We start from the raw sequence: 19,687 nt of genomic DNA, 5'->3' as shown, positions 1-19,687 counted from the left end.
GCGGCAAACGCGCCTTAGTCTTTTTCCAGCGTGCGCACGCGGCGGCGCAGTTGCGCCAACTGTTGTATCACGGCGGCGTTGCGCTGCCATTCGCCATGCTCCGCATACGGGAACACCCCGGTATAGCGGCCAGGTTTCGAAATGCTGGACGTCACCGCAGTGCCGCCCGAAATATGCACGTCGTCGCCCAGGGTCAAATGGCCTGACAGCATCGCGGCGCCACCAATGGTGCAGCGTTCGCCGATGGTCGTCGAACCCGCGATGCCGACACATGCCGCTACCGCGGTATGCGCGCCGATGCGCACGTTGTGCGCCACCATGATCTGGTTGTCGAGCTTCACGCCGTCAGACACTACGGTGTCATCCAGCGCGCCTCGGTCGATGGTTGTGTTGGCGCCGATTTCGACGTCATCGCCCACCGTCACACCGCCCAGCTGGGGAATCTTGCCCCAGGCGCCCTTGCCCAGCGTCGGGTCCGGCGCAAAGCCAAAACCGTCAGCACCCAGCACGGCGCCACTGTGGATGATGGCTCGCGCGCCCACTTTCACGCCTTCATAAAGCGTGACGTGTGCGTGCAAACGGCTGCCCGGCCCGATGGACGAGCCCACGCCAACGACGCAACCCGGCCCCAGGACGGTATCCCGGCCGATGCGCGCACCCGCTTCCACCACGCAATTGGGGCCAATACGTACGCCCTCTTCGAGGGTGGCGTCCGGCGCAATCACGGCGGAAGGATGCGTGGACCCAGGCAGCACGGGCCGGCGCGCAGCGTCGAACCATTGCGCCACACGGGCGTAAAGCAGATAGGGATGTTTGCAGACGACCAGCGCGAACGGCGGCCGGGTGGCCCCGGGCGCTTCCAGGGCCTCGGCCACGTCGGCCGAGACGATGACCGCCCCTGCCTGCGTCGCGCCGAGTTGGCTCTGGTAGCGGGGGTTGGCCAGGAAAGTGATTTCCTGAGGCCCCGCCGAAGACAGCGTCCCGACGCCGCAGACCTTGAAGGGCTCCGACGCGGGCGCCGCGCTGATACGCCAGTCCATACCCTGGGTGTTGGCGGCGCTCAACAGTGCTTCGAGTGTGGGCGCGCGGGCAAGATCCAGTAAAACCGGCATAACGTCGCGGGTACTGCTTACTTGCCCAGGCTCTGAATCACCTTGTCGGTGATGTCGATGCGCGGATTGACCGTCACGGCGTCCTGAATGATCAGGTCGTAGCTTTCTTGCTCGGCGATGCGCTTGATGGCTTCGTTAGCCTTCGTGACGATGCCCGAGAACTCTTCGTTGCGGCGGCGGTTGAAGTCTTCCTGGAATTCACGACGCTTGCGTTGCAGGTCGGTATCCAGATTGGACAACTCGCGCTGGCGCTTCACGCGATCCGATTCCGACAGAACGGGTGCGTCCTTGTCGAATTTTTCGGCTTGCGAACGCAGGCTGTTATTCAGGCGTTGAAGTTCATCGTCGCGCTTCTTGAATTCGGCTTCGATCTTGCTTTGCGCCGTCTTCGCCGGACCGGATTCACGCAGAATCCGCTCGGTATTGACGAAGCCGATCTTGGTGTTTTGAGCCTGCGCGGGAATCGCAGCAGCCGAACCGAGAATGAGCGCACCCACCAGGGCAATGGAGCCGCCCAGCTTGCCACGGCGCTTGGCGCGCGGCGTATTCGATGATTTAAGTGCGAAATCAGACATCATGAAAATCTCACCTTCCAGTAAGGCAAAGCCAAAGTGTGTATTGTGCCACTAAATAGCAAGGGAGCCGGGCCAGGGGGCCCCTCCCTTGTTTTCAAGCGTAACGGTGCTTAGAAACCGGTCCCGATCTGGAACTGGAAGCTTTGCTTGTCGTCGCCAGCCTTGGAATTAAGCGGACGAGCATACGACAACTGCAACGGACCCATCGGCGACTGCCACGACAGGCCGATACCGGCAGAGAAACGCCAGCCGCAAGGATCTTCCACTTCGCTGCCCGCCTTGCCGGCCGAGCAACCCAGATCCGACGAAACCTGGCCCGCGTCGCTGAAGATGAACCAGCGCAGCGTGCGGTCTTTCGACGCGCCCGGGAACGGCAGATACAACTGCGCGTTGGCGATGATACGGCGCGTGCCGCCCAGGTAGTCGCCCGTCTTGGTATCACGCGGACCCAGCGACGAACCTTCGTAACCGCGGACGGTGCCGATACCGCCGGCATACACGTTCTTGATGACCGGGTAGTCCTTGCCACCGTAGCTCTTGCCCCAATCCGCCATGCCGTTCAGGGCCAGCGTGTAGGAGCCGCCGAGCGGCACAAAATACTGTTGCTGCGCGGTGAGCAGCGTGTACTTCAGGTCGACCGTAGACACGTCGGCCTTCAGGCGGGTGTACGAACCCTTCGTCGGCGCCAGTGCGCTGTCACGGGTGTCGTTGGACCAGCCGGTGTTGAAGATCAGCGAATTCGTCGAATCGCCGTAGTCCTTCACGAACTTGTCGTAGGCGGCGGGCGAGTTGTCGAACAGATCGATCTGGTTGTGCTCGAGGTTCGCGCCCATGAAAATCCGGTCGTATTCCGAAATCGGAATGCCGAAGTTCATGCCCAGGCCGATTGCCTTGACGCGGTAATCACCGTCGTTGTTGTTCCAGGGTTCGGTCACGCGGTAGTACGCAGACGTCGTGCGGCTGATGCCGTCCTTGGTCCAGTACGGATCGGTGTGCGACAGCACAACCGCGCGGTTCGTCTTGCTGGTGTTCAATTGCAGCGTCAGGTTCGTGCCGCTGCCGAAGACGTTGTCTTCGCTGATACCGGCCGACAGAATCGCCTTTTCAGACGAGCCGTAACCCACACCCAGGTTGATCATGCCGGTGGGCTTTTCTTTCACGTCGACGTTCACGTCGACCTGGTCGGGCGAGCCCGGAACCGGATCGGTCTTGACATTGACGTCGCTGAAGTAGCCCAGGCGATCCACGCGGTCGCGCGAGGTCTTGATGTCTTTGGCGTCGTACCAGGCGGCTTCCTGCTGGCGCATTTCGCGGCGCACGACTTCGTCGCGCGTGCGGGTGTTGCCGCCAATCTGAATGCGGCGCACGTACACACGGCGGCTCGGGTCGACGTAGAACGTCAGGTCGGCTTCGTGCTTGGCGCGGTCCAGCTGCGGGTTCGGGTTCACGTTGGCAAACGCGTAGCCCAGTTCACCCAGGTAGTCGGTGATGGCCTTGGCAGAATCGTTCGCCTTGGCGGCCGAGAACGTTTCGTCCGGCTTGACCTGCACCAGCGCGTTGATCTCCTTGTCCAGACCCAGCAGATTGCCGGCCAGCTTCACGCTGCGGACCTTGTACGGTTCGCCTTCGTGAACGGTGATCGTGATGTTGATGTCTTTGCGGTCAGGCGAGATCGTGACTTGCGGCGGCTCAACCGTGAATTCCAGGTAGCCCTTGTCCAGATAGAACGAGCGCAGGCGTTCCAGATCGCCCTCGAGCTTTTCGCGCGAGTACTTGTCGGTATCGGTGTACCAGGTCAGCCAGCCCGGCGTGGTCAGCTTGAACTCGTCCAGCAGATCGCTTTCCGAGAAGGCCTTGTTGCCCACGAAGCGAATTTGCTGAATGCGCGCCACCGAGCCTTCGAACACGTCGAAGCTCACGCCCACGCGGTTACGCGGCAGCGGGGTCACGGTGGAGGTCACTTCAACGCCGTACTTGCCCTTGGACAGGTACTGCTGCTTCAGTTCGTATTCCGCGCGTTCAAGCATGGAACGGTCGAAGATGCGGCCCTCGGCAAACCCCACCTGGCCCAGCGAGGTGGTGATGGCCTTGGAGTCGAACTCGCGCATGCCGTTGAAGTTGACGGAGGCGATCGTCGGGCGTTCTTGCACCACGACGACCACGACGTTGTTGTCCGTCTGGATCTGCACGTCGGTGAAAAAGCCCGTGCCGTACAGGCGGCGAATTGCTTCGGTGGCTTCTTCTTCGGTGAATTTCTCGCCCACCTTGACGGGGAGATAACCAAACACCGTGCCGGCGTCAGTCCGTTGAATACCCTCTACGCGGATATCCCGCACGACAAAAGGGTCGAAGGCTTGGGCCATGGCCGGCAGCAATAAGGCGGCGATGAGACCCGGCAGTACACCCTTTTTGTGATGAAACATCCGGCGAAAAGACATCCTTGAGTATCCTCGGTCGTGCAAATGGCGGGGGATTTTATGCTAAATCGCGCTTAAGTGAATAAGCGCGTGAAATCGTTAAACAGCGCAAGGCCCATCAGGCCGGCTAATAAACCAATGCCAGCGCGCTGTCCGATGTCGATCCACTTGGCTGGCGGCGGGCTGCCCCGCACAATTTCGACGAGATAGTACAGCAGATGGCCGCCATCCAGCATAGGTATGGGAAGCAAATTTAGTACGCCCAGGCTGATACTGATCAACGCAATATAGGCGATGTACGCAACAATCCCGATTCGGGCGGTCTGTCCGGCGTAGTCGGCGATGGTGACGGGCCCACTGACGTTGCGCCAGGAAACATCGCCCGTGACCATGCGGCCCATCATGCGCAGCGAGAACCAGGCCGTGTCCCAGGTGCGGACTGCGCCGCGCCAGACGCTTTCGAACAAGCCGTAGCGCACGGTGACCATGGGGATGTCGCCACCCAGCTGGACGCCAAGCCGGCCCACTTCCTGGCCGTTGACCGTCTCTGCGCGGGGCGTGACATTCAGCGAAATTTGGGCGCCGTCGCGCACCAGGGTCAGCGCCAGCGTCTTGCCTGCGCTTTCCTGAATTTGTTTGACGAGACCGCCCGTGTCCGGCGTGGGCTTGCCATCCACCGAGACGATCAGGTCGCCCGTGCGCAACCCGGCGGCCTGCCCTTCCCCGCCATCAATGACGGCGCGCACGGCAGGCTTGGGTTGGGCCAGGCGGATGCCGGCTGCAGCAAGCGGGTCGCCCGTGGACGGGTCCATGGCGTTCGCGGGCAAGTTCAGTTCACGCTGCTGGACAGCGCCGGAAGGCGTGCTGACTTCAATCAGCGCGCGGCCACCGGTGGCCATGACGTCCATCAGGCGCCAGCGTGCGTCGGACCACGACCCGACTTCCTGGCCGTCGATGGCCAGGATGCGATCACCCAGCAGCAGACCGGCGTGCGCCGCCGGGGTTTCGGCCGCGGGCTGCGCGACGATCGCTTGCGGCTCTTCGGTGCCGGCCATGTTCAGGCCCGCATACAGAAAGACGGCAAGGATCAGATTGAAGATGGGGCCGGCAGCGACGATCGCGATGCGCTTGCCGACGGATTTGTTGTTGAAGGCGCCGGCCGCCTCGGACGGGCTGGCGCCCGCTGGCGCTTCGTCCTGCATCTTGACGTAGCCGCCCAGCGGCAACGCGGACACGGCCCATTCCGTGCCGTGGCGGTCGGTGCGGCGCAGGATGACCTTGCCAAAGCCCACAGAGAACCGCAGCACCTTCACGCCGCACAGGCGCGCCACCCAGTAATGTCCGAGCTCATGAAAAATGATCAGGGAGCCAAGCGCAACGGCAAAGGCCAACAGGGTGAAAAGCATCGGGATCGGAATCTAGGGAATCAGAAGCAAGCGCGGCCAGCCATCAGGCCAGCCCCAGGTTACCTGCGAAGTTGCGCGCCTCTGCATCCAGCGCGAGCACATCGTCAAGACTGCTGAGCGTAACAGATGCTTGCCGCGCCTGCCACTCAAGAGAGGCCTCGATCACGCGCGGAATCCAGGTATAGGCCAGCCGGCCGCCCAAAAACGCGTCGACGGCGATCTCGTTGGCGGCGTTGAGCGCCACGCAAGCGCTCTGCCCCGCCCGCAAGGCCGCGAACGACAGCGCCAGGCAGGGAAACCGGGCGAGATCCGGCTTTTCGAAGTCCAGGCGGCCCAGGCGCGTCAGATCCAGCGGTCCGACCCCGCTTTCCAGCCGCTCAGGGAACCCCAGCCCGTAAGCAATGGGGGTCCGCATATCCGGCTGGCCCAGCTGCGCCAGGACCGAGCCGTCGTCGTATTCGACCATGGAATGCACCACGCTTTGCGGGTGCACCACGACCTCGATGCGGTCGGCAGGCATGGCGAACAGCCAGTGCGCCTCGATCACYTCCAGSCCCTTGTTMAKCATGGTSGCSGAGTCCACCGARATCTTGCGGCCCATGCTCCAGTTGGGATGGGCGCAAGCTTGGGCTGGCGTTACGTCGTGCAGGTCTTCCAGGTCGCGTCCGCGGAACGGGCCGCCAGAGGCCGTCAGCAACAGCCGGCGCACACCTGGCGCGGGCGCGTCGGGCGCCTGCGCCCGCCCGCCATGGGGCAGGCACTGAAAAATGGCGTTGTGCTCGCTGTCGATCGGCAATAGTTCGGCGCCGTTATCGCGGATGGCCTGCATGAACAGCGAGCCCGCCGCGACCAGCGCTTCYTTRTTGGCCAGCAGCACGCGCTTGCCGCTGCGTGCGGCCGCCAGCGCGGCGGGCAGCCCGGCTGCGCCAACAATCGCCGCCATCACGGAATCACAGTGCGGATCGGCGGCCGTGTCGGCCAAGGCCTGCGCGCCCACGCGGATTTCGGGCATGGGCTGCCCGCCTGCCCACGCGGCGGAAAATTTTTTGCGGGCGGCCTCATCGGGGACCACCACCACAGCAGCTCGGCAGGCCTGCGCCTGCTCGGCCAAACGCTCCATCCGGCTGTAAGCGGACAGCGCATAAACCGCCAGCCGATCAGGGTGGCGGGCAATCACATCCAGCGTGCTTTCACCGATCGACCCCGTCGATCCCAGCACGACGACGCGTTGAAAAGCCCTCAAAACAACACTCCAGACAAARGTAGCGCGAACGGCGCAACCGGAAGAATCGCGTCGATGCGGTCATAGACCCCGCCATGGCCCGGCAGCAGCGTGCTGGAGTCTTTGCGGCCCGCGCGTCGCTTGAGCAGCGATTCGAACAGGTCACCCACAATGGACACAACACCCAGCAACGCGGCGATCGGCAGCGCCAACCAGAAGCTCCAGCGTTCGACCAAAGCGTGGCCGAAAGATCCCGCCCACAAGCTCGACAGGCCGATCCAGACCACTGCGCCCAGCACACCGGCAATGGCGCCTTCGATGGTCTTGCCCGGGCTGACCCGCGGGGCAAGTTTACGCTTGCCGAACGCGCGGCCGGCAAAATACGCCGCAATGTCGGCCACCCAGACCAGCGCCAGCAACGACACGACGAACCCTGCCCCGCGCGCGACGAACATCTGCGCCAGCACGGCCCAGGCGGCAAACGCAGCGGGCACGGAAAACACAGACCAGCCCAGGCTGGCGGGCGGCGCGTCGGAGCGGCCACGCACCACCGCCGTCAGACCGCCAAACAACCACACGGCCGACACCGCCGGCACCACGTAACGCACCACCCAGGCGGGATCGCTCCAGCCCGTGCGGTCGCCAGCCAGCCAGGCGGACGCCAGCGCCAGCATGCCGGCAAACAGCAGCACGGCGACACCAATGGAAATCAGGGGGGACGGAGGTTGCGGCAGCGTCAGGCGCAGCCATTCCCAGTTGGCGCACGCGGCGGCCAGGGCTAGCAAGGCAACAAACCACCAGGGGTTCGCGCTGATCATTGCGGCGGCCAGAATGGCCAACAGAATGACGGCGGTAACGATACGCTGGCCCAACATATGACGGTCTCCTCGTGTGCTGCTTTGGAAAGACGCGCTTGTCGCCGTCTGTTTACTGCGCGCCGCTTTCGCTGACTTGCGCGCTGGTGCGGCCGAAGCGTCGCTCGCGGGTGCGGTACCAGTCAAAAGCCGCTTGCAGCTCGGCGGCGCCGAAATCCGGCCAGAAGCGATCCGTGAAGTAGAACTCCGCGTAGGCCATCTGCCAGATCAGGAAATTGGAAATGCGCTGCTCGCCGCCGGTGCGGATGAACAGGTCGGGCTCGGGCGCCCACGACATCGAGAGATGACGAGCCAGGCGCGCTTCGTCCACCAGCTCGGGCTTGGCGGCAAGTGCGGGCTCGGCGGCCAGCATGGCGCGGGTAGCTTGAAGAATGTCCCAGCGTCCGCCGTAGTTGGCGGCGACTGTCAGGTGCAGACGGTCGTTGTGGGCGGTGCGCTCTTGGGCGGCGAAGATCAGCTCTTGCAGACGGGGTTCAAACGCGCTCAAGTCGCCGATGACGTGCAAGCGCACGCCCTGCTCGTCCAGCTTGCCGATTTCGCGTTCCAGCGCCTGCACAAACAGGCGCATCAGCAACGACACTTCTTCGGCGGGCCGGCGCCAGTTCTCGGAACTGAACGCGAACAGGGTCAGATAGCGCACGCCTGCGCGGCCGCAGGCTTCCACCACACGGCGCACCGCTTGCACGCCCTTGGCGTGTCCGGCCGTGCGAGGCAGCAGCCGTCGCGTCGCCCACCGGCCATTGCCATCCATGATGATGGCGACGTGCTCGGGGATGTCGCGAGTGTCGGGAACCGCCTGGGTCGAACTGGTTGCCATGGGTCTGGGGCTGCGCGCGGAGGGCCGGCGAAAATCAGTAGTACGGGAGAAAAACCTGCGCCGTCATTCCATCGCTGCAACAGGGACTTGCAAGGCAATGGTAAGGACGGCGCATAGGCAAGAAAATCCTGACGCCGGAGCGAAACGGCAACGCCGCCCCGCCCCGAAGCAATCAAGGATTATACGGTCATGATTTCCGCTTCTTTCTGGACGACCATCTTGTCGATGTCGGTCACGGCGCGATCGGTCAGCTTTTGGACGTCATCCTGCGAACGACGCTCGTCGTCTTCGGAGATTTCCTTGTCCTTGACCAGCTTCTTCAGCGCTTCGTTCGCTTCACGGCGCAGGTTGCGCACGGCGATCTTGGCGTCTTCACCTTCGCTGCGCACGACCTTGGTCAGATCGCGGCGGCGCTCTTCGGTCAGGGCGGGCATCGGCACGCGGATGGTGTCGCCCATCGAGATGGGGTTCAGACCCAGGTCCGATTCACGGATGGCCTTTTCGATCGGGCCGGCCATGTGCTTTTCGTAGGGCTGCACGCTGATGGTGCGAGCGTCCACGAGGTTCACGTTGGCGACCTGGCCGACCGGAACGGGCGAGCCGTAGTAATCGACCTGCACGTGGTCCAGGATGCCGGTGTGGGCACGGCCCGTGCGGATCTTGCCCAGGTTGATCTTGAGCGTATCAAGCGACTTGGCCATCCTGGCTTCGGCGGATTTGCGGATTTCTGCTGCGCTCATGGAATTTCCTTTTTTTTAAACGTGTACCAAGGTGCCTTCGTCTTCGCCGCTGACGACTCGCTTGAGCGCGCCGGACTTATTGATCGAAAACACTTTGATCGGCAGTTTCTGGTCACGGCACAGCGCGAACGCGGTGGCGTCCATGACTTCCAGACGGCGGACAATCGCTTCATCGAAGCTGATGCGCGCATAACGCGTCGCAGTGGGGTCCTTGTTGGGGTCCGCACTGTAGATGCCGTCCACTTTGGTGGCCTTCAACACAATCTCCGCTCCGATTTCGGCGCCACGCAAGGCAGCGGCGGTGTCGGTGGTGAAGAAGGGGTTGCCGGTGCCCGCGGCGAAAATAACGACCTTGCCCTCTTCGAGGTAACGCAAGGCTTTCGGGCGGATGTAGGGTTCGACGACCTGATCGATGTTCAGGGCGGATTGTACGCGGGTGTCGATGCCCTTGTGTTTGAGCGCGTCTTGCAGGGCAAGCGCGTTCATGATGGTGGCCATCATGCCCATGTAGTCGGCGGTGGCGCGGTCCATGCCCTGCGCACCCGGGGCGACGCCACGGAAAATATTACCTCCGCCGATGACGATGGCCAGTTCGACGCCGGTGGCGGCGACTTCAGCGATCTCATCGGTCATGCGGACGATGGTGGAACGATTGATGCCAAATGCATCGTCGCCCATCAGCGCCTCGCCGGAAAGTTTGAGAAGAACCCGTTTGTATGCTCTGCTGCTCATAGGTGATATCCCGAAGAACAATCCGACGAAAGTGTAAGACAAGAATGGGGTAAGCCCCCAACGCCGCACCCGCCACGCGGGTACACAGGCTTCCCAAGCATTTCAACTTGCAGCGCCCTGCGGCGAAAAAGGCCGGACTAGAATTTAATCTAGCGCCGGCCTTTAAGCACTACCGTGAGGTCAGGCGGCGCCGGCGGCGGCGGCTGCAACCTCAGCGGCGAAGTCGCTGGTCTTCTTCTCGATACCTTCGCCGACAACGAACAGCACGAACTTGCTGATCGAAGCGCCGTTTGCCTTCAGGTGTTGTTCCACCGTGTGCTTGTCGTTCTTGACGAACGGCTGCGACAACAGGGTCACTTCCTTCAGGTACTTGGCGACCGAACCTTCAACCATCTTGGCGACGATGTCAGCCGGCTTGCCCGATTCAGCAGCCTTCTGCTCGGCAACCGAGCGCTCGGCGGCGATGTCAGCCGGGTTCACGCCGTCGGCGTTCAGGGCCTTGGGCTTGGTGGCGGCGATGTGCATCGCCAGGTCCTTGCCCACTTCCTCGGCGCCCGAGTATTCCACCAGCACGCCGATCTTGCCGCCGTGCACGTAGCTGGCCAGCGCGTTCGGGGTCTCGATGCGCTCGAAGCGGCGGATCGAGATGTTTTCGCCGATCTTGCCGATCAGGGTGGTGCGGGTCGTTTCAACGGTGCCTTCACCGAACGACAGCGCCGACAGAGCGGCCACGTCGGCCGGGTTCTGCGTGGCGACCAGTTCGGCCAGCTTGTTCACGAAGCCCACGAAGTCGTCGTTCTTGGCGACGAAGTCGGTTTCGCAGTTGATTTCGATCACGGCGCCTTGCTTGGCGTCGGCGGAGATGAACAGACCGATCAGGCCTTCGGCGGTGACGCGGGCAGCAGCCTTGCTGGCCTTGTTGCCCAGCTTGACGCGCAGGATTTCCTCGGCGCGAACCAGGTCGCCTTCGGCTTCCGTCAGGGCCTTCTTGCACTCCATCATGGGCGCGTCGGTCTTCTCGCGCAGTTCCTTGACCAGGGCAGCGGTAATTTCAGCCATGTTTGCTCCAATTTTGCTAAGACACGCCCCGGCTCGCCGGGGCAGTGATTTGATTCGATGGGACGCCCGCAAGTCGCGGGTTCGGAAGATGGGAGCCCACCTTCGCAGTGCCGGCGAGGCGGGAGCGGATCTTTTGCAAAAACCGCTCCCGAACGCTAACCGCCGGACATGACAATAGGCTTAGGCCTGGTTGTCCTGCACTTCGACGAACTCTTCCTGACCTTCACCCAGCTCTTCGACCAGACCGTTCATGTTCTGTTCGCGGCCTTCCAGCACGGCGTCGGCGATGCCCTTGGCGTACAGCGCGATGGCCTTGGCCGAGTCATCGTTACCCGGGATGACGTAGTCGATACCGTCGGGCGAGTGGTTGGTATCAACCACGGCGACGACCGGGATACCCAGCGTCTTGGCTTCGGCGATGGCGATCTTGTGGTAGCCGACGTCGATGACGAACATGGCGTCAGGCAGACCGTTCATGTCCTTGATGCCGCCGATCGACTTGTTCAGCTTGTCCAGTTCGCGTTGGAACAGCAGGCCTTCCTTCTTGATCATGCGCTCGGCGCCGCCTTCGGCGACGACGACTTCCATGTCCTTCAGGCGCTTGACCGAGGTCTTGACCGTCTTGAAGTTGGTCAGCATGCCGCCGAGCCAGCGGGCGTCGACGAAGGGCATGCCGCAACGAGCGGCTTCGGAGGCGACCAGTTCACGCGCAGCGCGCTTGGTGCCAACGAACAGGATGTTGCCGCCGCGAGCAGCGATCTGCTTCACGAACTTGGTGGCTTCCTGGTACTTATCAACCGTCTTTTCCAGGTTGATGATGTGAATCTTGTTGCGGTGACCGAAGATGTACGGAGCCATCTTGGGGTTCCAGTAACGGGTTTGGTGACCGAAGTGGACACCCGCTTCCAGCATTTCGCGCATCAAAGACATGTAATTCTCCAAGGGTTGATTTCTTGCGCCGCACCTGCATCAGCTTCTGCTGACACCCTGGGTGGTGTTGCGCGCGATTTCCCGCAACATGCGGGATGGACAAAATTTTAACCGGGCCGACCGATCACTGTCGCAATAAAAATACTGCTTCCGCGATAAACCCAGACGGCCGCCACGACGAGAGCCTTGCACTGCACACTTGAACATGCCTGTACTGGACAGATATGGCGCTGAGCCAGACACTCCAGGAGATTCCTGGAAGTTTCCGGGGATTCAGCGCACCCGGACTTGTTTTGTTGGCAGCGAAATCCAGCTCTTCGCGCTCAGGCTTGACGCCATCCCGCGCATCAGGCCACCAGGGCATTTCTTCAAAAAACCCGAAGGTTTTCAAGAACTTAATCTGGCGCCCATACCGAACCTGCATCGCCGCTCAAAAACATGACCGGGCTTACAAGCACGCCGCGCCCCGGCTCCGCCAGACTCAAAAACGCCTGCGACTCTTGACTGGGGCTACCCCGCGCGGCCCGCTTCAGAACCTGACAACCTGCCCGATTTCGCTCCACAACCTTCGCTTGCGGTGAAACTTCAGGGCTTGCTGCCGATCTCATGAAGCGGATCGGTTGAAATAGCTTTTAGCCTCAAGTGCAGGCGTTTTAGACGCCCACCTTCGCCAGGATCGGCTCTTGCCGTAACCCGATTGCTCCCCAAAATTTTAGGGAAGCCTATAATTCTACTATTCTTTCAAGCAGACATTCAAGCGAGAGATCGTCAAGTTACTCCATGGGCACAATTACCAATCCGGCCGACCTGGCCAAGATGCGCGCCGCCTGCCAGGACGCCGCCAAAGTCCTCGATTTCATCACCCCCTATGTGAAGCCGGGTGTAACAACCGGAGAGCTGGACCGCCTCTGCCTGGAATACCTGACTGACGAACTCAAGGTGAAGTCCGCCACCGTGGGCTACGCCCCGCCTGGCTACCCGCCCTTCCCTGGCGCCATCTGTACGTCGGTGAATCACCAGGTCTGCCACGGCATTCCGGGCGACAAGGTGCTGAAAAACGGCGATTCGCTGAACATTGACGTCACCATCATCAAAGACGGCTGGTTTGGCGACACCAGCCGCATGTACGCCGTGGGCGAGCAATCCATTCTGTCGCGCCGCCTGACCGAGATCACCTTCGAGTGCATGTGGAAGGGCATCCAGCAGGTCAAGAACGGCGCCACCCTGGGCGACATCGGCAACGCCATCCAGAAGCACGCGGAATCCAACGGCTTTTCCGTCGTGCGCGAATTCTGCGGCCATGGCATCGGCCAGCGCTTTCACGAAGACCCGCAAGTGTTGCACTACGGCAAGCCTGGCTCGGGCGTGAAATTGGTGACGGGTATGCTCTTCACGATCGAGCCCATGATCAACGCCGGCCGCCGCGAGATCCGCCAATTGTCCGATGGTTGGACGGTTGTTACCCGCGATCACAGCCTGTCCGCCCAGTGGGAGCATGCTGTATGTGTTACGGATACGGGCTATGAAGTGCTGACCTTGTCCCCCGGCATGCCGCAGCCGCCCGCCTTCATCACCGAGCCCATCGTCATCCCCGCCGTCTGAGGCCTAGCCGTCCGCCACCATGACCGCCGAATTTCTTAGCTCCCTGCGTGAACGCATCCAGCAATCCCGGCGGGCCGCGGTGGCCCAGTTCCGCGAGCACGAACGCCCGGACACGTTGCTGTCCGAGCTGCGCCGCATCGTTGACGCCGCCCTGCGCGACCTGGTCAAGCACTACCCGCTGCCGATCGGCGCCACGCTGGCGGCCGTGGGCGGCTATGGCCGCGGCGAACTCTATCCGCATTCCGACGTCGACCTGCTGATTCTGTTGCCGCATGTGCCCACGCGCGAAGACGAATCGGCCATTGAACAATTGGTGGCGGCACTGTGGGACCTGGGGCTTGAGCCCGGCCACAGCGTGCGCACCATAGAAGACTGCGAACGCGAGGCCGACGCGGACATCACCGTCGAAACCGCGCTGCTGGAATCGCGCTGGCTGGCGGGCAGCCGCGTACTGATGAGAAAGTTCGACGCGGCGACCAAGTCGCGCCTGGACCCGCGCGCCTTTTTCCGCGCCAAGCGCGTTGAAATGCAGCAGCGCCACGCGCGCTATCACGACACGCCCTACGCGCTGGAGCCGAACTGCAAAGAGTCGCCCGGCGGTTTGCGCGATCTGCAAGTCATCTTGTGGATGGCGCGCGCCGCGGGCTTTGGCAATAGCTGGCGTTCGGTCGCGCAAGCGGGCCTGTTGACGTCATCGGAAGCGCGCGACCTGCGCAAGGCGGAACAAGCCTTCAAGCGCCTGCGCATCGAACTGCACCTGCTGTCGAACCGCCGCGAAGACCGCGTGCTGTTTGACCTGCAACCGGCGTTGGCCGAGGTCTATCGCATTCACGCGACCGCCACGCGGCGCAGCAGCGAACTGCTGATGCAACGCTACTACTGGGCGGCGCGGCTGGTCACGCAGTTGAATGGCATCTTGGTGCAGAACATCGAAGAGCGCCTGTTTCCGCGCCCTGACAGCGATGCGCGCGACATCGACGACGATTTCCGCAACCTGCGAGACCGTCTCGACATCATTCGCGACGACGGCTTCGAACGCAACCCCACCCTGCTGCTGCGCGCCTTCCTGGTGATGCAGCAACACCCCGAACTCACCGGCATGTCGGCCCGCACGCTGCGCGCCATCTGGCATTCCCGCCACCGCATCGACGCGCAGTTCCGCCGCAACCCGGTCAACCGCAAGCTGTTCCTGCAGATCCTGCAACAGCCGCGCGGCATCGTGCATGAATTGCGCCGCATGACGATGCTGAACATTCTGCCGCGCTACCTGCCGGTGTTCCGCCGCATCGTGGGCCAGATGCAGCACGACCTTTTCCATGCCTACACGGTGGACCAGCACACGCTGGCCGTGGTGCGCAACCTGCGCCGCTTCACCATGCCTGAACACGCGCAAGAATATCCGCTGGCCAGCCAGCTGATCGCCGGGCTGGACCGGCACTGGCTGCTGTATGTGGCCGCGCTGTTCCATGACATCGCCAAGGGACGTGGCGGCGACCACTCCGAACTGGGCGCGCGCGAAGTGCGCAAGTTCGCGCAAGACCACGGCATGGAGCCCGAGGACACGAAACTCGTCGAGTTCCTGGTGCGCCAGCACTTGCTGATGTCGGCCGTGGCGCAAAAACGCGATCTCTCCGACCCGGCCGTCGTGCAGGAATTCGCCGCCACCGTGAAGGACGAGCGCCATCTGACCGCGCTCTACCTGCTGACCGTGGCCGATATCCGCGGCACCAGCCCCAAGGTCTGGAACGCCTGGAAGGGCAAGCTGCTGGAAGACTTGTACAAGCTGACGCTGGCGGCATTGGGCGGCGCGCACGCCGACGCGCACACCGTGCTGACCGAACGCAAGGAAGAAGCCGCCCGCCTGACGAGGCTGGCCGGCCTGCGCGACGACGCTCGCGAAGCCTTCTGGAACCAGCTCGACGTGGCCTACTTCCTGCGCCACGACGCGTCCGACATCGCCTGGCACACGCGCCATCTGTATCACCAGGTGGCGCCCGCTCAGGCTGTCGTCAGGGCGCGGCCCACCGAGCAGGGCGAAGGCCTGCAAATCATGGTCTACACGCGTGACGCGCCGGACCTGTTCGTGGCGATCTGCGGCTACTTCGACGCCAAGTGCCTGTCGATTCAAGACGCCCGCATCCACACAACGCGCCACGGCTGGGCGCTGGACAGCTTCATCGTGCTGCTGCCCGAAGGCACCAGCGACCTGCGCGCGCAGGCCACGCTTGTCGAACACGAACTTGCCGAACGCCTGAAAGACCCGCACGCCGCAGCGCAAGCGCAGCCCAGCCGCGGCGGCTACTACGGCCGCGGACGGCAATCACGGGTGTCGCGCGTGTTCCCGGTGATGCCGCAAGCCGAATTGCAGCCGGATGAGCGCAGCACGTCGTGGCGCCTGTCGGTGACCGCTACCGACCGCCCCGGCCTGCTGCACGCGCTGGCCCGCGTGTTCGCGCAACATGAAGTCAACCTGCTGATGGCCAAGATCATGACGCTGGGCGACCGCGTGGAAGACGTGTTCATCGTTGACGGTTCGGCCCTGGCCCGCCCGCGCAGCCAGATGCAGTTCGAACGCGACGTGCTGGACGCCCTGGCGGGCGAAGAGGCGCAACAGCGGGTGGCTTGATCCGCCCCCGAGACGGACATCGCCAGACAGCGCCCGGAACGCATACAATCCGGGTTTTCGGCTAGGCGATGTCCGCTCCATGCAGCTCAACGACTATTTGCGCTTTTTTGGTGGCAGCTTTTTCTTCGCGCTGGCCACGCTCCTGCCCTTCCTTAACCCGCCCGCCATCGCGCCGATTTTCCTGTCGCTGACCGAAGGCGCATCGTCTTCCACCCGGATGGTGCTGGCCAAGCGCGTCGCCATCAACGTCTGCCTGATGCTGATCGTGGCCATGGTCGCCGGCAACGTGCTGCTCAGCTTCTTCGGCATTTCGCTGTCGATCGTGCGAGTGGGCGGCGGCATGCTGGTGATTGCCAGCGCATGGCGGCTGGTGAATTCGCCGGATGCCGACACGGAACGCGTGGCGCGCATGGCGGAATCCTTCACCCCCGAAATGGCGAAAGCCCGCGCGTTCTACCCGCTGACGTTCCCGATCAGCTGCGGCCCGGGCTCCATCGCCGCCGCCATCACCGTGGGCGTGTCACTGCGGGACCAGAACCACGTGCTGAGCCTGGTGCGGCTGGGCGGCTCCATCCCCGGCATCATCGTTGTGTCGTTGACGCTGTATATCTGCCTGCGCTTCGCCGCCCAAATGCTGCACCGGCTGGGTGACAACGGCACCGCGGTATTCATGCGGCTGTCGGCGTTCATCATGCTGTGCCTGGGGGTGCAGATCTTCTGGGAAGGCGCGCGCGACCTGATGTTGGGCCTGCTGACGCAAGTGATGCAACCAATTCCAATTCCCAAGGCCTAAGCCTAGCCGGGCGCCCTGCCCGCTCCGACTCATCCCTGACGTAGAACAACAATGACTACCCGCTCTGAACGCCTGCTTCGCCTGATCGCCCTATTCTGTTTTGGCGCTGTGGGTGTGGCCCTGATTTCCCAACACGTTTTCGATATGCCGCCCTGCGCCTGGTGCGTGCTGCAACGCCTGATTTATCTGGTGATTGGCGTGGTGGCCCTGATCGGCGGCTTTGGCGGCGGACGCGCGCTGACCCGTATCGCGGGTGCCTTAGCCGCCCTGCTGTCGCTGTCTGGCGTGGTCGCCGCCTGGTATCAGTACACGGTTGCCGCCAACATGCTGTCTTGCGACCAGACCTTCGCCGACCGCTTCATGACCGGCATCGGCCTGGAAGGCAACGTGCCCTGGGTGTTCGGCATCTTCGCCACCTGCATGGACGCCAAGGTGCCGCTGCTGGGCATCGAGTATGCGTTGTGGAGCCTGGCGCTGTTTGTGGTCCTGTTCTTCATGGCGCTGCCGGTGGTGTTCGGCCGCGGCCGCCCCCAGTAATACCGAGCTTTTGTCTCTTGCTGTGACTCACCCGCTGCGACCGCTTTGAAGTACCTGACCGGCTATCCCGAAAATCTGCTGCTCCATGCCCAGACGCTGCTTGACCAAGGCAAGCTGGGCCCGGCGCTCAAGTCCCGCTACCCCGACGGCCCGCACGATGTGCGCACCGACCGTGCGCTGTACGAGTACGTGACGGACTTGAAGAACACCTATATGCGCAATGGCGACCTGATCAACAAGGTGGCCTATGACAGCAAGATCCATGTCATTCAGCATGCGCTGGGGCAGCACACCTACATCTCGCGCGTGCAAGGCGGCAAGCTGCGCGCCAAGCACGAGATCCGCGTGGCGACGCTGTTCAAGACGGTGCCGGCCGAGTTTTTGAAAATGATCACCGTGCATGAGCTGGCGCACCTGAAAGAGAAGGATCACAACAAGGCCTTCTACAACCTGTGCCTGCGCATGGAGCCGCACTATCACCAGTACGAGTTCGACCTGCGGCTGTACCTGACGCATTTGGAAGCGACGCGCGAAACGCTGTGGGATACCAAGGGCTGACGGGCGCCGCATTGGCTGGCGCCGCCAAAAAAAGCGCTACATAGAAAGCGCCACGAAAATGCGTGCAGAAAAGGCGCGACGAAAAAAATGCCGTCCCAAGGGACGGCATTTTTATTGAGCTTATTCGCGCGACGGATCAGGCGTCGTTGGCGGCGTAGCCCATGTTGAATTGCAGGCCGCTTGCGCCCTCGTCCTGCCCCGGCTCCGCGCGAGACTGACCCAGGCGGGCCAGGTATTCGGCGGTGATGTCGCCCGTGACATACTCGCCGTCGAAGCACGAAGCCTCGAAGCGCGACATCTTGGGGTTCAGGTCACGCACCGATTGCTGCATGTCGGCCAGATCCTGGTAAATCAGCGAGTCGGCGCCGATGGCGCGGGCGATTTCTTCGTCGCTGCGGCCGGTGGCGATCAGTTCCGATTGCGTGGGCATGTCGATGCCGTACACGTTCGGGAAGCGGACCGGAGGCGCGGCGGACGCGAAGTACACCTTGTTGGCGCCAGCAGCGCGCGCCATGTCGACGATTTCACGGCTGGTGGTGCCACGCACGATGGAGTCATCAACCAGCAGCACGTTCTTGCCCTTGAACTCCATGCCGATGGCATTGAGCTTCTGGCGCACGGACTTACGGCGCACCGCCTGACCCGGCATGATGAAGGTGCGGCCGACGTAACGGTTCTTGATCAGCCCTTCGCGGTAGTCCAGGTTCAGGCGGGCGGCCAGCTGCATGGCGGCCGGACGCGAGGAATCCGGAATCGGCATGACGACGTCGATGTCGCCCAGACGCATGTTGCGCGCCACCTTGTCGGCCAGGTATTCACCCATGCGCAGACGGGCGTCGTAGACCGACACGCCGTCGATCAGCGAGTCCGGACGCGCGAAGTACACGTATTCGAAAATGCACGGCACCAGCTGCGGATTGTCGGCGCACTGGCGGCTGACGAAGCGGCCGTCCAGGTCGACAAACACGGCTTCGCCCGGCTCGACGTCTCGCACGAAGACAAAACCGCTGCCTTCCAGCGCCACCGATTCCGAGGCCACCATCCATTCCACGCCTTCATCGGTTTCCATGCGGCCGATACACAACGGGCGGATGCCGTTGGGGTCGCGGAAAGCGAGCAGGCCGTAGCCGGAAATCTGCGCCACGACGGCGTAGGCGCCGCGCACGCGCTTGTGCACGGCGGACACCGCGCGGAAGATCGCGTCATCATCCAGCGACACGCCGTTCGCCGACGATTGCAGTTCGTGCGCAAGCACGTTCAGCAGCACTTCGGAATCAGAGTTCGTGTTGATGTGGCGGCGATCGACCCGGTAGAGCGATTCGCGCAGTTCACGCCAGTTCGTCAGGTTGCCGTTGTGGGCGAACATGATGCCGAACGGGGCGTTGACGTAGAACGGCTGGGCCTCTTCCTCGCTGGCGCTGGAGCCCGCGGTGGGATAGCGGACCTGGCCGACGCCAGACGTACCCGGCAACGAACGCATGTTGCGCGTACGGAAAACGTCGCGCACCAGGCCGTGGGCCTTGTACATATTGAATTGGTTGCCTTGCGACGTCGCGATGCCCGCGGCGTCCTGCCCGCGATGCTGCAACAGCAGCAAGCTGTCATAGAGCAGCTGGTTGACCGGCCCGCGCCCGATGACCCCTACGATTCCACACATGGTGAGATTTCCTGGTTGATTTGAAGCTA

The 19,687-nt window shown here is 62.8% G+C and carries 18 protein-coding genes; 6 read left to right on the top strand and 12 right to left on the bottom strand.

Annotation, left to right across the window (positions count from 1 at the left end; genetic code table 11):
* Positions 1–14: 14 nt before the first annotated feature.
* The 11 genes from lpxD to rpsB form a co-directional block, all read right to left on the bottom strand.
* The gene (gene lpxD, locus AC1DSJ_RS08385; protein ID WP_054425849.1) at positions 15–1,112 is read right to left on the bottom strand and encodes a UDP-3-O-(3-hydroxymyristoyl)glucosamine N-acyltransferase; all 1,098 of its coding nucleotides are present in this window, start codon (positions 1,110–1,112) and stop codon (positions 15–17) included.
* Between the two features lie 17 nt (positions 1,113–1,129).
* Positions 1,130–1,690 (bottom strand): OmpH/Skp family outer membrane protein, encoded by a 561-nt coding sequence (locus tag AC1DSJ_RS08380; RefSeq protein ID WP_046807180.1) that lies wholly within the window; start codon positions 1,688–1,690, stop codon positions 1,130–1,132.
* 107 nt (positions 1,691–1,797) lie between these two features.
* Positions 1,798–4,125 (bottom strand): outer membrane protein assembly factor BamA, encoded by a 2,328-nt coding sequence (gene bamA, locus AC1DSJ_RS08375; RefSeq protein WP_054425852.1) that lies wholly within the window; start codon positions 4,123–4,125, stop codon positions 1,798–1,800.
* A 53-nt stretch (positions 4,126–4,178) separates the two neighbouring features.
* Positions 4,179–5,510: an RIP metalloprotease RseP gene (gene rseP, locus AC1DSJ_RS08370; protein ID WP_175168440.1), complete on the bottom strand. Its 1,332-nt coding sequence runs from the start codon at positions 5,508–5,510 to the stop codon at positions 4,179–4,181.
* Between the two features lie 43 nt (positions 5,511–5,553).
* Entirely contained in the window at positions 5,554–6,753 is a 1,200-nt protein-coding gene (locus tag AC1DSJ_RS08365) for a 1-deoxy-D-xylulose-5-phosphate reductoisomerase (protein ID WP_476760297.1), read from the bottom strand.
* Positions 6,750–7,607: a phosphatidate cytidylyltransferase gene (locus tag AC1DSJ_RS08360; RefSeq protein ID WP_476760296.1), complete on the bottom strand. Its 858-nt coding sequence runs from the start codon at positions 7,605–7,607 to the stop codon at positions 6,750–6,752. Before AC1DSJ_RS08360 ends, AC1DSJ_RS08365 begins: the two co-directional genes overlap by 4 nt.
* Positions 7,608–7,659: 52 nt before the next feature.
* Positions 7,660–8,424 carry a polyprenyl diphosphate synthase gene (gene uppS / locus AC1DSJ_RS08355; RefSeq protein WP_054425860.1) on the bottom strand — a complete coding sequence of 255 codons (765 nt, stop codon included), beginning with the start codon at positions 8,422–8,424 and terminating at the stop codon, positions 7,660–7,662.
* Between the two features lie 179 nt (positions 8,425–8,603).
* Positions 8,604–9,164, bottom strand: a complete 561-nt coding sequence (gene frr / locus AC1DSJ_RS08350) for a ribosome recycling factor (RefSeq protein ID WP_054425862.1) — start codon at positions 9,162–9,164, stop codon at positions 8,604–8,606.
* Between the two features lie 15 nt (positions 9,165–9,179).
* Complete coding sequence (gene pyrH / locus AC1DSJ_RS08345; protein WP_054425864.1) at positions 9,180–9,896, bottom strand: UMP kinase; 717 nt, start codon at positions 9,894–9,896, stop codon at positions 9,180–9,182.
* Positions 9,897–10,076: 180 nt separating this feature from the next.
* The gene (tsf, locus tag AC1DSJ_RS08340; protein ID WP_054425866.1) at positions 10,077–10,955 is read right to left on the bottom strand and encodes a translation elongation factor Ts; all 879 of its coding nucleotides are present in this window, start codon (positions 10,953–10,955) and stop codon (positions 10,077–10,079) included.
* A 180-nt stretch (positions 10,956–11,135) separates the two neighbouring features.
* Complete coding sequence (gene rpsB, locus AC1DSJ_RS08335; protein ID WP_050446560.1) at positions 11,136–11,885, bottom strand: 30S ribosomal protein S2; 750 nt, start codon at positions 11,883–11,885, stop codon at positions 11,136–11,138.
* Positions 11,886–12,090: 205 nt separating this feature from the next.
* Here rpsB and AC1DSJ_RS08330 point away from each other — a divergent pair, with 205 nt between their 5' ends.
* The 6 genes from AC1DSJ_RS08330 (at position 12,091) to AC1DSJ_RS08305 (ending at position 18,001) form a co-directional block, all read left to right on the top strand.
* Entirely contained in the window at positions 12,091–12,327 is a 237-nt protein-coding gene (locus AC1DSJ_RS08330) for a hypothetical protein (RefSeq protein ID WP_156336818.1), read from the top strand.
* Between the two features lie 338 nt (positions 12,328–12,665).
* Positions 12,666–13,487 carry a type I methionyl aminopeptidase gene (gene map / locus AC1DSJ_RS08325; RefSeq protein WP_175168438.1) on the top strand — a complete coding sequence of 274 codons (822 nt, stop codon included), beginning with the start codon at positions 12,666–12,668 and terminating at the stop codon, positions 13,485–13,487.
* Positions 13,488–13,506: 19 nt separating this feature from the next.
* Positions 13,507–16,113, top strand: coding sequence for a [protein-PII] uridylyltransferase (locus tag AC1DSJ_RS08320; protein ID WP_054425870.1), 2,607 nt, complete (start codon positions 13,507–13,509; stop codon positions 16,111–16,113).
* A 79-nt stretch (positions 16,114–16,192) separates the two neighbouring features.
* Positions 16,193–16,906 (top strand): MarC family protein, encoded by a 714-nt coding sequence (locus AC1DSJ_RS08315; protein WP_054425872.1) that lies wholly within the window; start codon positions 16,193–16,195, stop codon positions 16,904–16,906.
* Positions 16,907–16,957: 51 nt separating this feature from the next.
* Positions 16,958–17,443 carry a disulfide bond formation protein B gene (locus AC1DSJ_RS08310; protein WP_054425874.1) on the top strand — a complete coding sequence of 162 codons (486 nt, stop codon included), beginning with the start codon at positions 16,958–16,960 and terminating at the stop codon, positions 17,441–17,443.
* A gap of 45 nt (positions 17,444–17,488) precedes the next feature.
* Positions 17,489–18,001: a M48 metallopeptidase family protein gene (locus tag AC1DSJ_RS08305; RefSeq protein WP_441371265.1), complete on the top strand. Its 513-nt coding sequence runs from the start codon at positions 17,489–17,491 to the stop codon at positions 17,999–18,001.
* A gap of 136 nt (positions 18,002–18,137) precedes the next feature.
* Here the strand turns inward: AC1DSJ_RS08305 and purF are convergent, their stop codons facing one another.
* Positions 18,138–19,658, bottom strand: a complete 1,521-nt coding sequence (gene purF / locus AC1DSJ_RS08300) for an amidophosphoribosyltransferase (protein WP_054425878.1) — start codon at positions 19,656–19,658, stop codon at positions 18,138–18,140.
* Positions 19,659–19,687: the final 29 nt, after the last annotated feature.

Source organism: Achromobacter sp. 01N37 (genome assembly GCF_056399725.1).
This window is presented reverse-complemented; position numbering and strand designations above follow the sequence as displayed.